Origin of the sequence: Pontibacter pamirensis, from assembly GCF_010015475.1 — a bacterium.
In the GTDB taxonomy this organism is placed as follows: Bacteria; Bacteroidota; Bacteroidia; order Cytophagales; family Hymenobacteraceae; genus Pontibacter; species Pontibacter pamirensis.
On record NZ_SSNI01000041.1, the window covers coordinates 37669 to 52212 of the forward strand.

The 14544-nt window shown below is 54.0% G+C and carries 16 protein-coding genes; 10 read left to right on the forward strand and 6 right to left on the reverse strand.

The window, feature by feature from the left end; all coding sequences use genetic code 11:
* Positions 1-71: 71 nt before the first annotated feature.
* The 4 genes from E1919_RS22520 (at position 72) to E1919_RS22535 (ending at position 2615) form a co-directional block, all read left to right on the forward strand.
* Positions 72-251, forward strand: coding sequence for a hypothetical protein (locus E1919_RS22520; RefSeq protein WP_162055664.1), 180 nt, complete (start codon positions 72-74; stop codon positions 249-251).
* A gap of 103 nt (positions 252-354) precedes the next feature.
* Positions 355-1188 carry an undecaprenyl-diphosphate phosphatase gene (locus tag E1919_RS22525; protein ID WP_162055665.1) on the forward strand — a complete coding sequence of 278 codons (834 nt, stop codon included), beginning with the start codon at positions 355-357 and terminating at the stop codon, positions 1186-1188.
* 58 nt (positions 1189-1246) lie between these two features.
* Complete coding sequence (locus E1919_RS22530) at positions 1247-2317, forward strand: CNNM domain-containing protein (RefSeq protein ID WP_162055666.1); 1071 nt, start codon at positions 1247-1249, stop codon at positions 2315-2317.
* A 10-nt stretch (positions 2318-2327) separates the two neighbouring features.
* On the forward strand, positions 2328-2615 hold the full coding sequence (locus E1919_RS22535; protein ID WP_162055667.1) for a hypothetical protein: 288 nt from the start codon (positions 2328-2330) through the stop codon (positions 2613-2615).
* Between the two features lie 96 nt (positions 2616-2711).
* Here E1919_RS22535 and E1919_RS22540 read toward each other — a convergent pair whose 3' ends face one another.
* Both E1919_RS22540 and E1919_RS22545 read right to left on the reverse strand, forming a co-directional pair.
* Positions 2712-3035: a hypothetical protein gene (locus tag E1919_RS22540; protein WP_162055668.1), complete on the reverse strand. Its 324-nt coding sequence runs from the start codon at positions 3033-3035 to the stop codon at positions 2712-2714.
* A 231-nt stretch (positions 3036-3266) separates the two neighbouring features.
* Positions 3267-3785 carry a DUF421 domain-containing protein gene (locus tag E1919_RS22545; protein WP_162055669.1) on the reverse strand — a complete coding sequence of 173 codons (519 nt, stop codon included), beginning with the start codon at positions 3783-3785 and terminating at the stop codon, positions 3267-3269.
* Between the two features lie 145 nt (positions 3786-3930).
* On the opposite strand from E1919_RS22545, the gene E1919_RS22550 reads away from it, so the two are divergent.
* Both E1919_RS22550 and E1919_RS22555 read left to right on the forward strand, forming a co-directional pair.
* Positions 3931-5997, forward strand: a complete 2067-nt coding sequence (locus tag E1919_RS22550; protein ID WP_162055670.1) for a cation:proton antiporter — start codon at positions 3931-3933, stop codon at positions 5995-5997.
* Positions 5998-6140: 143 nt separating this feature from the next.
* Complete coding sequence (locus tag E1919_RS22555) at positions 6141-7910, forward strand: SLC13 family permease (protein WP_162055671.1); 1770 nt, start codon at positions 6141-6143, stop codon at positions 7908-7910.
* Positions 7911-8016: 106 nt separating this feature from the next.
* On the opposite strand, the gene E1919_RS22560 is transcribed toward E1919_RS22555, so the two are convergent.
* Positions 8017-8526, reverse strand: coding sequence for a DUF4168 domain-containing protein (locus E1919_RS22560; RefSeq protein ID WP_162055672.1), 510 nt, complete (start codon positions 8524-8526; stop codon positions 8017-8019).
* A 359-nt stretch (positions 8527-8885) separates the two neighbouring features.
* On the opposite strand from E1919_RS22560, the gene E1919_RS22565 reads away from it, so the two are divergent.
* Complete coding sequence (locus E1919_RS22565) at positions 8886-9269, forward strand: hypothetical protein (protein ID WP_162055673.1); 384 nt, start codon at positions 8886-8888, stop codon at positions 9267-9269.
* Between the two features lie 293 nt (positions 9270-9562).
* On the opposite strand, the gene E1919_RS28170 is transcribed toward E1919_RS22565, so the two are convergent.
* From E1919_RS28170 to E1919_RS22580, 3 genes are all read right to left on the reverse strand, one after another.
* Positions 9563-9679, reverse strand: coding sequence for a lipoprotein (locus E1919_RS28170; RefSeq protein ID WP_394351810.1), 117 nt, complete (start codon positions 9677-9679; stop codon positions 9563-9565).
* Between the two features lie 29 nt (positions 9680-9708).
* Complete coding sequence (locus tag E1919_RS22575) at positions 9709-10920, reverse strand: mechanosensitive ion channel family protein (RefSeq protein ID WP_162055675.1); 1212 nt, start codon at positions 10918-10920, stop codon at positions 9709-9711.
* Positions 10921-11683: 763 nt separating this feature from the next.
* Positions 11684-11887, reverse strand: coding sequence for an IS3 family transposase (locus E1919_RS22580; RefSeq protein WP_162055676.1), 204 nt, complete (start codon positions 11885-11887; stop codon positions 11684-11686).
* Positions 11888-11892: 5 nt separating this feature from the next.
* On the opposite strand from E1919_RS22580, the gene E1919_RS22585 reads away from it, so the two are divergent.
* The 3 genes from E1919_RS22585 to E1919_RS22595 all read left to right on the forward strand — a co-directional run.
* Positions 11893-12462, forward strand: coding sequence for a transposase (locus tag E1919_RS22585; RefSeq protein WP_162055677.1), 570 nt, complete (start codon positions 11893-11895; stop codon positions 12460-12462).
* Positions 12463-12672: 210 nt separating this feature from the next.
* Positions 12673-13959 (forward strand): chloride channel protein, encoded by a 1287-nt coding sequence (locus E1919_RS22590; protein WP_162055678.1) that lies wholly within the window; start codon positions 12673-12675, stop codon positions 13957-13959.
* A 410-nt stretch (positions 13960-14369) separates the two neighbouring features.
* On the forward strand, positions 14370-14544 hold a 175-nt coding region (locus E1919_RS22595), incomplete at its 3' end, for a SulP family inorganic anion transporter (RefSeq protein WP_262888754.1).

Below are 14544 nucleotides of genomic sequence, written 5' to 3' on the forward strand. Positions count from 1 at the left end.
ACTCTCATATATTGCGGCCTCACTGAAAGCCAGATGGAGGCCTCAGAAAATAACCATGTACTGATAAAACCATGAAAAACTTCTCTCTTCGGTGGCTCTACAGCCTCGTCTTCCTTTTATTCTCCCTCACGCTCGGCGGCTGTGACTTTGTCGGCGACGTGTTTGAGTTCGGCATGTGGACCGCGCTTATCATCATCGTTATCATCGTGCTGATTGTCTACTTCATCGCCAAGAAGTTCAGGGGGAGGTGACTAAGGGGCCGCCTCCTGTATCACGTGAACCAGCCCATCCCATGTTGCGCCCCCTGTATGCGGAGTCTCCGGGCAAGGGCCTCTGTATGAAAAAGCTGACGCAATGAGCTATACCCAAGCCGTCCTTTTGGCTATCCTCGAGGGCCTGACTGAGTTTCTGCCCGTCTCCTCCACGGGGCACCTGATTGTCGCTTCCAGCCTGATGGGCATCAGCGAACTGCCGATAACAAAGGTCTTCACCGTCAACATCCAGTTCGGCACCATCCTCTCGGTGGTGGTTCTGTACTGGAGGCGGTTTGTGCAGGGGCCCGCCTTCTACGCCAAGCTGCTGCTGGCCTTCCTCCCCGCCGCCTTCCTCGGGCTGCTGCTCAGCGATGTCATCGACGCCCTGCTCGAGAGCGTGCTCGTCACGGCTCTCATGCTCATTGCCGGCGGGGTGGTGCTGCTTTTCGTGGACAGGTGGTTTGCCCGCGCCCGGAGGGAGCACGTCTCCCACGGCAGTGCGCTGGTTATCGGCCTTTGCCAGTGCGTGGCCATGGTGCCGGGCGTGTCGCGCTCGGCGGCCTCCATTGTCGGGGGGCTGACGCAGGGGGTGGACAGGAAGGCCGCCGCCGAGTTCTCCTTTTTCCTGGCCGTGCCGACCATGCTGGCGGCAGGGGCCTACAAGCTCACCACCGGCCTGCTTGGGCTGGAGGTGGGGGACCTGGTTCGCCTCGACTGGGCGAAGATACAGGCAGGCCTGGAGGCGGTTGCCCCCCAGGACCTGAAGCTGCTGCTGCTGGGCAACCTGGTGGGCTTTGTGGTGGCCATGGCCGCCATCCGCTTTTTCATCGGCTTTCTGACCCGCTACGGCTTCAGGCTTTTCGGCTATTACCGGATTGGCCTGGGGGTCGTGCTGCTCGCCCTGCTGGCCATGGGGGTGGAGCTGGGGGCATAGCCGTTGGCCTTTTGGGCCTTATTTTAGTAACTTCAAACCTGACAACACAGTCTTTTCAATGGGTCTACTGCTTCTTTACCTAACAATCGCCTTGGTCTTTTCTTTCCTCTGCTCCCTGCTGGAGGCCTCGCTGCTGAGCATCACCCCCTCGCATGTGAGCGTGGTCAGCCAGCAGGACCCCTCGCTCGGTGAGGACCTGCAGCACTTCAAGGACAACATCGACCGGCCGCTGGCCGCCATTCTCACCCTCAACACCTTCGCCCACACCATCGGGGCCGCAGGCGTGGGCGCGCAGGCCCAGCTGATATGGGGAGACGAGGCACTGACGATTGTCTCGGTGGTGCTCACCATCGTCATCCTCATCCTCACGGAGATAATACCTAAAACACTCGGGGCAAACTACTGGCGCCAGCTCACTCCCTTCACCGTGCGCACACTTAAGATTCTGATATACTCCCCGCTCTACCCCATCATCCTCTTCTCCCAGTTCATCACCAAGCGCCTCAAGCAGGACAAGGGAAAGAGCGTGCTGAGCCGGGCCGACTTCACGGCCATGGCCGAGATGGGCACAAAGGAGGGCATCCTGCACCAGGACGAGTCGCGGGTCATCAACAACGTGCTGCGCTTCAACGTTATCCTGGCCAGCCACATCATGACGCCCCGCACCGTCATCAAGGCGGCCCCCGAGGAGCAGCTCATCCGGGAGTTCTATGACAACTCGGCCAACATGCGCTTCTCCCGCATCCCCGTCTTCGACGACTCCATCGACCACATCACGGGCTTTGTGCTCAAGGACGAGGTGCTGCAGCGCATCATCCAGGGCCAGGGCGGGCTCTCGCTGGCCGAGATCAAGCGCCCTATCCAGGCCGTGCACCCGGGCATGCCGGTGCCGGAGCTGTTCTCCCGCCTGATGGAGAGAAAGGAGCACATCGCGCTGGTGGTGGACGAGTACGGCGGCACGGCGGGCGTGGTGACGGTGGAGGACATCATCGAGACGCTGCTGGGCCTGGAGATCACCGATGAGTTCGACGCGGTGGAGGACCTGCAGAAGTGGGCCCGCGAGAGGTGGGAAAAGCGGGCAGGGCAGCTCGGCATCGAGAGGCCCGACAACGGTCAGGCCAAGCCCTGACACCGGCTCCGTGCGCACCGGCTCAAGCAGCATCCCAACGAAACGGCCCGGCTGCGCCTGCAGGGGTAGCTGCCAGTACACCTTCTCCTTAGCCCATCCGGGACAGCCTGAAAAAGAAGCAGGAGACAGTCAAGGCCTCCGCGATGATGAGAAGAGACAGCCAGAACCCGACCCCAAGCAGGTGATCAAGGGTAAGTGCGCAGCTGGCGAGCATGGGGAAGATGAGGAAGACGAGGCTGTAGAGCCATTGGAGGGACAGTCTTTTCATGGTTTTACCTTCTACGTTGTTTTTCCGTGAGGCCTTTGCCTCAGGGGCAGCGGGGCTACAGTCATGCTTCAGGGCAAATGGCTGTCTTAGAAGCAGGAGCAGCAGCCTCCGATATGAAAGGCACATTCACTTTGGATTGAAAACAATAATATATCTGGGCTTAAAGCTGTTTTTTTCCTTTAAAACTTCCAGAGCGGTCCTGAAGCTTTCCTTTGCCCCTGCCTTCGCTTGCTCTCTCCTTGTAAAATGGTAGTTCTGGTACTTGCTTCCGTCCGCAGCCTCAAAGCTCCTGGCGAAGGTTTTTACCTCCTGTTCCCTCACATGGCTCGTCTCGTTCAGGTAAGCTACCCTGAACCCTTTTCCGCAAAGCTCCTCTGTGGCTGCAAGAGCCGACTCAAAATCAGAAAAGCCAGCGAGCAGGTAGCCCGTCCTCATGTCGACAACATTCATTTCTATACTATTTCAAGTTCCTGGCACAGCTCGCCCTCAGATTCCCGACGCTGCGGCCGAACTGTGCAGTAGCCGCTCATAGCTTTCAACGCAGAAGCCCTGGCTTTGGTACGTCTCCTTGATGCAAGAGACAGCTAAGTAGGGCAATGCTACTTTTGTTCTGTTCCATCATATAAGATAAAGCTTATCTCATCACTTCGCTCCAGATAAGCTCACTTTATACGATTCAGGTCACCTTTGTTGCCGGACTTGCGCAGGGACCCCCTCAACATCATTCTTTTCAATGCTATGCTTCCTCAGGACTTCCTGCTTTCGGTTGACTTCCACTATCAGCTTCACAGACTTTCCCTTCACAAGTTTGCCGAACCCAAAGTCAGAGCGATAGGCAACAGCAGCTACTGCTTTGAGCACCAACACCAAAGCAGCTGCCAGGGTGGGTAAAAAAGGGGAGTTGCCGGTAATGGCCCTGCTCAAAACAGCGCCGTACACGACACCAAGGACAATATCGAAAGCAGAGCTTTTACCGAGTATACGGGTATTGCCGGCACGAAAAATCACCAAAGCGGCGAAGAACACCGCTATCGCCCGCACCGACTTCTGCCACCAGGCCAGTTCCCCTCCGTCGGTGCCCAGCACTATTTCAAAAAGCCCAGCATGCTCCACTTTAGCTCTCTTTGAATCGTTAATTTTCGTAAGCACAGTTACAGCGGCTTCCCTCCTGGCTTGTCCTACACCCTTTGTCCTTCCCATGCGTGCGGCGGCTGTACAGGGCAGACCGTTCCTTGTTTATCATTATCTTTGACAGCAGCGCATAATCGGTGAAACCGATTATCAGGCGATTCTTCTGCTGAAGGTAGCTGAGAGCCTCTTTAAAAGACACAACCACAATAAAAACATGGACAACGGCTTCTTTGAACATCTCCTACACGAGTTCGATACCCCCCTCGACAACTCAGTGCTTATCTTTTCCCTGATACTCTTTATCATTCTGCTCGCCCCCATTCTGCTGAAGGTAATCAGGGTCCCGGGCATCATCGGCCTGATCCTTGCCGGTGTCATCATCGGGCCCTACGGCCTTAACATCCTGGCACGGAACTCTGCTGTGAACCTCTTCTCCACCATCGGCCTTCTCTACATCATGTTCATAGCCGGTCTGGAGCTGGACATGAATGAGTTCAAGAAAACCAAATACAAGAGCCTGCTGTTTGGCTTCTTTACCTTCATCATTCCTCTGGCTATCGGCTTTCCGGTTTGTTATTACCTGTTGGCCTATGAAGCGGACGCCAGCTTTCTGACCGCCAGCATGTTTGCCACGCATACCTTGGTTGCCTACCCCATAGCGAGCAAGTTCGGCATCTCCAAAAGGGAGGAGGTGGCCGTGACAGTGGGAGGCACCATTCTCACGGACACGGCGGTGCTTGTGATCCTGGCTGTGATTGTGGGCTCCTCCCAGGGTGGCCTGGGGCAGGCATTCTGGATCCGGCTTATTACTTCGCTGGCTATATTTTCGGCCATTATGTTCCTGGTGATCCCGCGTATTGCCAAATGGTTTTTCCGGAAGCTGGAAAGCGAGAGCACCTCCCACTACATTTTTGTGCTGTCGGTTGTTTTCTTTGCGGCGTTTCTGGCAGAGGTTGCCGGGGTGGAGCCTATCATCGGGGCCTTTGTGGCCGGGCTTGCCCTGAACCGCCTGATACCGCACTCCTCGGCCCTGATGAACCGCATTGAGTTTATCGGCAACGCCATCTTTATCCCCTTCTTCCTGATAAGCGTGGGCATGCTGGTTGACGTGAGCGTTATCCTGAGCGGACCGGCGGCGCTGATCGTTGCCGCCACTCTAACGGTGGTGGCCCTTGCAGGGAAATGGATAGCGGCTTTCCTGACCCAGCTTGTGCTCAAATACACAGGCGTGCAGAGAAACCTGATCTTCGGCCTGAGCAGCGCCCACGCGGCAGCCACGCTTGCCGTAATCCTGGTGGGCTATAATGCCGGTATCCTGGATGAGAACATCCTGAACGGCACTATCATCCTCATTCTGGCTACCTGTGTCGTCGCCTCCTTCGTGACAGAGCATGCCGCCAGAAAAACTGTTATGGCTGAAGACGGCTCGCTGCCTAGGGCAACGGAGAGGGGCGACTTGCAGGAGGAGCATATCCTTTTGCCTGTCGCCAACACCGCTAACATCGGGAAGCTGCTGGAGTTCGCCGTGCTGATCAAGGACAGGAAGTCCCCCAACCCGATCTCGCTGCTCTCGGTGGTGCTCAACGACAGCGATGCAGAGGCTAACCTGCAGAAGGCGCGCAAAGAACTAGACCAAACGGTGGTCATGGCCTCGGCCACTGAAACGGATGTGAGCGTTATAGCCACAATCGACTATAATGTGGCCAGCGGGATAGCACGCATCTCGAAGGAAATCATGGCAGACACCATCGTGCTTGGCTGGCCCAAGAAGCCGACCATTCTGGAAAAGTACATAGGTGAGAAGACAGAGAGCCTGCTGGAGTCGACGGACAAGAACATCTTTATCTGCCATTTCGAAAAACCCCTGGTCACACACCGGGCAATCGTGTTGATATGCCCTCCGCTTGCTCAGAAGGAAAAGGGCTTTCCTGTCTGGTTAGGCAAAATATTCAAACTGTCCCAGGAGCTGAGCCTTACCCTTACCTGCCATTGCAATAAGAGGTCGGAAGAGGCTATCCGGATGCTCATGGCGCAGAGCGCTGTAAGTGCAGATGTCAGGTTCATGAACTTCGACGCCTGGGAAGACTATTGGGTGCTGTCTAAGCATATCAGCGTGGAGGACATTATCGTGTCCGTCGCCGCCAGAAGAGGCTCCATTTCCTACATGAGCACGCTTGACAGGATACCTCTGAAACTGGAGAAACACTTCTACGAGAACAGCAGGATTGTCATATACCCCCAAAGCTTTGAGGTTGACTCTCTCTACGAGGAATATTTATAACCTCCTGTGTGTAAACCCGTCTTCTTGCGTGTGTATGCAGGCGAATGAGGGGTGTTGGCGAAAGTCTTATTTCCCACACCAAGGCCCATGAGAAGAGGCCCCGCCTCCATATAACCTGATTCCTGCTAACCTTAAACAGATTGATGGAGCAAATCATCGTATTCCTGACCCTTGCTGCCGCACTTGCTCTTTTTGTGTGGGAGAAGCTGCGGTATGATATTGTAGCGCTGCTGGCCCTGTTCGTGTTGGTTGTATTCGGTATAGTGCCGGCCGAAGATGCCTTTGCCGGCTTCGGGCACCCTGCCGTAATCACGGTGGCCGCTGTGCTCATTATCAGCCAGGCACTGCAACACTCGGGGCTGGTTGACCAGATAGGGCGCTTACTGTCTAAGGCCGGCGATAGCCTGATACTCCAGATCGTCATACTCTCCCTTTTCGTCACTGTCGCCTCAGCGTTCATGAACAACATCGGCGCCCTGGCCATCCTCATGCCGGTGGCGGTACAACTGGCCAGAAAGAGCGGGCACCCACCCTCCTATCTCCTGATGCCTATTGCCTTTGCCTCCATACTCGGGGGCATGGTGACATTGATCGGCACGCCGCCCAACATCATCATCGCCACCTTTAGGGCGGATGTTGCGGGAGAGGCATTCGGCATGTTTGATTTTGCCCCCGTTGGGATTCCCCTTGCTATCGCCGGACTGCTTTTTATCACCCTTGCCGGCTGGAGGCTGCTGCCCAAAAGGCAAACCCAGGGCTCCTCCAGCGGCATGTTCCAGATCGAGAACTACGTAACGGAGGTGAGGGTACCGGAAGGCTCCAAACTCGACGGTGTCTCTATCGCGGAAATGAACAGGGTGGCAGACACGGAGGTGCTCGCTTTGGGCCTGATCAGGAACGGCATACGCCTGCATGCCCCGTCACCCTCCGAGAAGCTTAAGGAGGAGGATATCCTGATTCTGGAGGCAGATACGGACAACCTCAAAACGTTTGTAGACAACACAGACGCAGAGCTTGTCGGAGGGAAACAGGTGCGCAAGCAGGCGGCTGGCTCAGAGGAGATCTTTAACCTGGAGGCTATTGTCATGGCTGACTCACCCCTTATCGGCCAGACGGCTATCGACATAAACCTGCGCTCCCGCTACAACATCAACCTGCTGGCCATCGCGCGGCGCGAGAAGCAAATTTGGCAAAGAATCGGGAAAGTGCATTTTAAGGCTGGCGATGTGCTGCTGCTCCAGGGCAGAAGCGGCAACCTCAGCGATGCCGTTACAGCCTTGCATTGCCTCCCGCTCGCCGAAAGGAACCTGTCCATCGGGAAGCCCAGGAAAGTTGTGTTTGCCCTGAGCATCTTCATAATGGCCATTGCTGCGGTGGTGCTTGGTCTGCTGCCGGTACAGATAGCCTTTATGATGGCCGCAGTTGTGCTGGTCATCTCCAGGATACTTCCCTTGCGGGAGATGTACACAAGCATTGACTGGCCTGTCATCGTGCTGCTTGCGGCTATGATACCTGTAGGCGAGGCCTTCGAGACAAGCGGGGCCGCCGACCTTATCACGAGCCAGATACTCAACATCGGTGACTGCCTTCCGGTGTGGCTGGTGCTGGCAATAACAATGTCCATCACTATTGCACTGTCCAATGTGATAAACAACGCCGCCACTGTCGTGCTCATGGCCCCCATCGGCATCAACATTGCCGGTGAGCTTGGCGCCTCGGCAGATCCGTTCCTGATGGCGATTGCCGTGGGTGCGTCCTGTGCGTTCCTCACCCCAATCGGCCACCAGTCCAACACGCTCGTGATGGGGCCTGGAGGCTACAGGTTCAGCGATTACTGGAGAATGGGGCTGCCTGTCACGCTGGGCTTGCTCCTTTTGGGCGTTCCGCTCATACTGTACTTCTGGCCACTGTAGAATCCGCCTGAGAGGGAATGGCAAAAGAGGCTTATATAGCGACCCCTGAAGACAAAGAACCCCAGGTGAGCACCCGGGGTTCTTTGTCTTGTTTAAATGGGTAAGGCTACTGCTGCTGCTCTTCTGCTATTTTGTTCACTTTAGCCTGGACGGCTGGATCTTGCTGGTAAGCAAGCATGATCCTCTCGAACTTGTCTACTGTTAATCCTTCTTCTTCAATGGCTAGCTGCACTTCTTCCTGCACTTTAGGCTGCATTTCGACAATTTGTTGCGCCGCAATGTTGAAGGCTGCAAATTCTTCCGGCGTTGCCTCTACCTCCTTCAGCTTCTGTTGCTGATGAGCCTGAATCATTTCAGTGAACTTATCAAAACTCAGATTTTCTTTCTCAATAACAGCCAGCATTTCTTCCTGGCTTTTCTGCTGAACTGTCATGGCCTTTGCACTTGCCTGCACAAACGTTCTTAATTCGTCTTCAGAGAAATTCTCTGTTTGCTGTTGCTGATTCTGGGGTTGAGGAGTTGCTGTTCCCTGAGCGGACGCCGCAGATCCAAAGCACATAGATGCCATTACAAATGCAGTTGCAATAGTCCCTTTCACTTTCTTTGTTAATTCCATAAGATGTAAGGATTGGGTTAAAAATAGATTTTAAAGGGGATTGGGAAGTATCTATAACGTGTAAGCGGGATAGGTGTTACAGTTAACTACAGATATCGGCCAATCGCCTTCTCTGGTAAAACCGTCCAATTTTAGTGCCAAAGACAGCCTGAAGAAGTGCCTCACTGGCTTTCGCTCAGTTTGCGCAGAAATTACAGAAGTTCCATATCTACTTTTATGGTAAACGACATCCTCAGCTCATATAAGTATTTTGTGTGCGTTTCAGTAGTTGCACCCATCCTTTGCTTGCGGGTCCTTTCCCTTTTCGTACTTTTGTTCTGAAAAATGCCCCGGAGGCACTGTGTATGCCTGGGTTCCCTATGATGAAGATAGCAAGTGGCCTGTTTATAACGGAATATGACCCATCCAGCGATGTGTTGCTGGTGCAGTGGCCCTGGGCCGAAAGCAGTATCCCAGAGATGCAGCATGCCTTGGACCAGGTGGTGACTACTGTCAGGCACTTTGACATTGCCCACCTCCTGCTTGATGTACGGAACGCTGCCCTCCCTGCACCCGGACAGCCGGACCCTGAAATAATGTTCATGGAAGGGCTTAAGTGCACGCGCGTAAAGAAGGTTGCCCTGGTCGTAAAGGATATTACGACCAGGGACCGGCAGGCCAGGCAGGTGGGCGAGCACACCCTCCCTTACCCGTTCCAGACCTTCATAAAGAAGGAAGTGGCACTGCGGTGGCTGAAGGCCTAGGCCTTCAGCCACCGGTTCTTGTCTATTTCAAAAGTTCTGTCGAACCTGGCAGCGCTGGAGATGCAGAGCGCCCGTAGCTTTTCTTCGGATTCAGCTTTTGCGGGGTCCAACGCCCCTTTCCTCAGCCCGCTTTTGACCACTTTTAGAACGTATCAACCCTCTTCATTGCCTATCGCTCTTCTGGCGAAGATATAATCAGCGGTACTCCCTACCGCCGCGATGGTTGGCCTATCTGCTCGTCGGCACCGTACCGGCCGTCTTCATACACCAGGTGTACACTTTCCAGATTCCCATCACCTCAGATATAGTACATAAAGGGTTTCAGTCCCGCGAGGTTCGCCCGGTTGGGAGCAACCGGCTAAAGAGAGGAGAGCTGTAAGTGCGAAGATTACTTTGTTCATCATATGCATTACCAAAGGTTATTTTCCTGCTGCCTGAACTAAGCACTTTCATCATCTGCATTCCTGAACCACATTGCATCCACAGGCACACCATCCGGGCTGATGTACTGCACCTGTTGCCGCGGGTACACTGGTATAATCTTTTCAAGGTAGGTTGGCTTGGCCATCTCCTGCAGGATGCGCAGAGTGACCTCGCTCTTCCACTTTCCGCGCTCGCGTGCCCCCACCAGGTAGCGGATGGTGATGTTGGTCCAGGAGTCCTGCAGCGAGATAAAGACCTGTGGCTTGTCGGGCACAGCGTCCTCCAGGCCGGCTTTCCGCAACAGGTTCTCATACAGATGTGCCGGCTCAGCCATATAACTGCCCAGCAGGTCCAGAGCTACCCTTTCGAAAACATTCAAAGTCAGCTCCATGTCAGACTCGTTGGCCACGGCCACGCTCAGCTCATCCCACACATAAGGGAAGTCGCCGGTGAGGTTGATGATGGTGCCTGTCACGATTTCGTTATTGGGGAAGGTGACCATCCTGCCGGTAGGCCGCTCTGCCTGCACGTACCCCGGCTGCTCCGGGGACCCTATTTCCCACACGGTGGTGGTCAGGAAATCGATGCGGTACACATCTCCTATCACTTCCCCCACCCGTATGCGGTCCCCTACCCTGTAGTAGCCCTGGAAGGAGTTGAGCAGCCAGCCGGTAAAGCTTTCGATGGGCGTCTGCAGGGACCAGGAGAGGGCCAGGCCTATCAGGCCAAAAGAGCCAACGAGCGCCCGAATGTCACCGGCGACCACACTCACGGCTATACCGATGGCCAGCAGCCATACCGCAATAAGGGCGAGGGTGGTGATGGCGCTGGACCTTTGCCAGCGGCCGATTGTTTTCTGGAGCAGTGCCCGGAGCGCCTTTGCCAGGAGCCAGGCGAGCGCCAGAATGCCCATGGCAATCAGCATCTTGGGCAGGTTAAAGTAGAAGCTGTCCCAGAGCTTCTGCAGGGCGCCGATGGCCTCATTCGCCGATTCTTTACTGGCACTTACCAAAGTACTATCGCGGGAAGCTGTGTCTGATGGGTTCGCCACTAAATTTTCTATCGCTTCTTCTTCTACTACTGCCACAGAATCAACCACCTCCTCCTGCGGAGCATCCTGAGCCAAAACACTTGCCTCCTTCGGTGCGAAAAAGAGCAGGAGGAAGCACATCATCGCTACTGCCGGCCAGGAGGCAGGGCTGGTTTTTAGGCGCAGGATTCCGGTCATAATGTTCTCCCAGGTTGTTGCCCCCCGCCTTGTTCTACTTTCCTTCTCCCTTTTGTCAGAGAGCACATTTCTGCTACCGCTTCGCATTTGTTTAACTGGTTGAGCATTTGGTTAAGCTGTCAGAGAGCCCAAGCAAAGAAGGATCCGCTGCTCCCCTGGCTGCTCATGACACTATACGTGACAAGGGAACGGGCAGCTTCAAACTAAACCTGCTAAAGGAGTTGTGGTGCGCCAGGTTCCCTTTACTTGCCGGCTCGTGATGGGACCAGAAGCGGGGGAGAGGAGTTGGAGGCGGACGCTGTAACTGTTGAAAAGAAAACCCCGCCTGAAGGATAGGGGTAAAACCAAAAGGCCGTTCTATCTGGTACGGCAGGTGTGTCTAAGAGGAAAAGGGGGGACTGTCTAACTGGCCACCCTTCCGCCAGCCTCATCTCTGCGCTCCATTCTTCCGCTGCCGGAAATGTGGCTTCCCCCCCCCCCCCCGCGCAAAGCAGGCGCCACCCGCATACTATTGAATAATCATAGTAAGTATAGTAAACAAAGCAACTCCGTATTACTTTGTTTACTATACTTACCGTTTCTTCTCCACGGCAATGCAAGCATGAACTACAGCTTAAGAGAAAGCAAACATAAACATGGTATTACTACAGTTACACAGTAAACATAGTAAACACAATAATACTAGGTTTCTGAGTAAGCAAATATTATGACAAAAGGGGAAAGAAAGCATATGCCTGGTAATCCTCCTGCCCTGTGGCTTTATTCACCCATTTGCAGCCATTGCCTGGTTGTACAACAGGCTTTCATATTGGCAAGGAGTCAGGTATCCAAACACTAAATGCCTCCTTTTCCGGTTGTAGAAGCTCTCGATGTACTCAAACACAGCCAGCTTTGCCTCTGCTATGGTGGCAAACTTGTGGTGGTACACCATTTCCGTTTTCATCGTCTTGAAGAAGCTCTTTGCCACAGCGCATGTCTTTGAAGCTACTTGTCAAAAGCAAGCGCTCTTTCCTGAACCAGTTGCATGCCCTGGCGCAGCTAGAGGAAGCCGACAAAGCCGCAGTCAAGGCCTGTAAGGCAGTTTTGGCGAGTATAGAAAAGCAAATTGCAGAGTTGGAGCGCCAGATGCAGCAAGCGGCTGAGAAGCACTGCCAAGAACTTTACTCCTTGCTGCAGACCATTCCCGGCATCAGTAAGAAGTCTGCCATAGAGCTTATCGTAGTCTCTGGCGGGTTCAAGAACTTTGTCTCAGCAAAGCAATTCAGCGCCTTCATCGGGCTCTGCCCCTGCATCAATGAGTCGGGTATCTCGATAAGAGGATATAGAGGCATCAGCAGGTTTGGGGACAAAAACATCAGGGCCACGCTCTACATGTGTGCCATGGCGGCAAAGGTGCACAACAAAGCTTGTCGAAAGCTTTATGAGCGGATGGTTGCGGCAGGAAAAGCAAAGAAAGTAGCCTTGGTGGCCGAGATGAACAAGCTGATAAAACAGGTGTTTGGTATCGTAAGGTCCGGAGAAGTTTACACTGAAAATTGTTAAACGTAGCGCCTAAAAAAACATAAATACAGTTGCTTTTTAACACAGTTCATAACACCAGTTATGGGCGAAGCTTTCCTGCGAACTGTAATGCAGGAAAGGGCTTAGTTCTTTTAGCAGGAGGTAGCTTTGCCGGAGTAACTTTCCTATAGGAAACTGGCAAGTACCGGATGCTGGACGGAGGGATTTATTTTGATTCCGTACCTTTGCCCGATGGATTTTAAGAGAAGAAGGCTGGCCGTAGCGCTCCGCAACCAACTAAACTACCCCCTGCAGTTTAACCCCTTTGTCTTCAGCAAGATTTTCCTGCTGTGGGTGGCCATCGGCATCATAGGCGGCATCATAGCCGGCACCTACTGGATCATACTGGAGGCCCTGCTGCACTTCCTGGCTCAGTTCCAGGGGCTGTACGTGATTGCTGTGATGGCTGGCGCAGGCTTACTGGCAGGCCTGATCATACATTTTTTAGGAGACCCGGGCGAGATGGACCTTATAGTCAACAACGTCCGCTTCAAGGGCGGTCGGCTGGAGCCAAAGAACAACCCTGCCATGATTCTCTCCTCATGGCTGTGCATCGCCAGTGGCGGCAGCGCGGGTCCGGAGGCACCGCTCGTGCAGGTGGTGGGCTCTACCGGCACCTGGGTTGCACGCAAGCTCAAAATAAGAGGCGAAGACCTCCGCTCGCTTAGTATTGCCGGTATGGCCGCGGCCTTCACGGCCCTCTTCGGCGCACCGCTTGGCGGCACCTTGTTTGCCCTTGAGATTCTGCACCACAAGCACGTGGTGGAGTATTATCAGGCGCTGATTCCGGCTTTTGTCGCCAGCTGCTCCAGCTACGTTATCTTTATCCTGATTACACACATCGGCATCGGCCCCACCTGGGCTTTCCCGGTTTACTCCGCTCCTGAACTCAACGACTTCTTCTATGCCATGCTCTATGCTTTGGCGGGCACGGCGGCTGGCTGGCTGTTTATCTTCACCGTGCGTCAGTGTCGTAGTCTGTTCAAGAAGCTTCGGGTGCCGATCTACGTGAAGATGACGGTGGGCGGCCTGCTGATAGGCACTATCGCATACTTCGTGCCGCTCTCCCGCTACTTCAGCCACGATGAACTGAACCTGCTGCTGGAGGAGCAGTTTACGCTCGAGTTTCTGTTTATCCTCCTCGTTGCGAAGATATTGGCCATTGCCTTCACGGTTACCTCTGGCTGGCGCGGCGGCTTCATTATTCCGCTGTTTTTTGTAGGTGCCACCGTGGGTATGATAGTGAACGCTGCCTTCCCCGGACAGAACCTGCCGCTCATCATGGTCAGCTGCATGGCCGCCATCAACGCCTGTGTTACCCGCACACCTATCAGCACCATCATTCTGCTCTCCACGCTCACGGGCTTTCATCACTTTATACCCATCATGTTTGCCAGCCTCACAGGCTTTTTCCTGGCTCCTAAAACTCCGCTGATCAACGCGCAGCTGGGAGTAAAAGAGGAAGTAAGGGTGGATTAGTAGGGTAACTAACATAATTAGCTGCTGCCTGACTCCTGCCGTTGGTCTTTGTTGCCTGGCTCCTTACCGGGCGGTTGGTAACCAATTAGCCTTGTTTACAGCACCGATGAGTTTGCTAACACTACTTGTCGAAGGGTAGCGCTGAGTAATTAATACACCCAGCTCCTTCACGCGCTTCTGAATCCGGCGCAGAAGCACGTGAAATTTTTTTTATAGATCAGCAAGCCCTATAGGAGCAGTTATCCAAAAACTTGGCAATAGCCCCCTTTGGACCATAAGACCTGAGTTAATCTGATTTGAATTTTGTTTTAATTTGATTTTAATCTAATTTTTATGTGAGCGGCTTAATTTAACCCCTCGTGCTTACCACAGAAGGTAAGTATAATCTCACAACATATTAATTTGTATCTATGGAAGAAAAGTATAATGATGTCACGGCCAATTTGTCCAAAGACATTCCTGCCGGGCTGGTTGTGTTTTTTGTTGCCTTGCCTCTGTGTCTGGGCATCTCCCTTGCCTCAGGGGCGCCCCTGTTCTCAGGTGTTATAACCGGTATTGTAGGAGGGCTCGTGGTGGCGTGGCTGA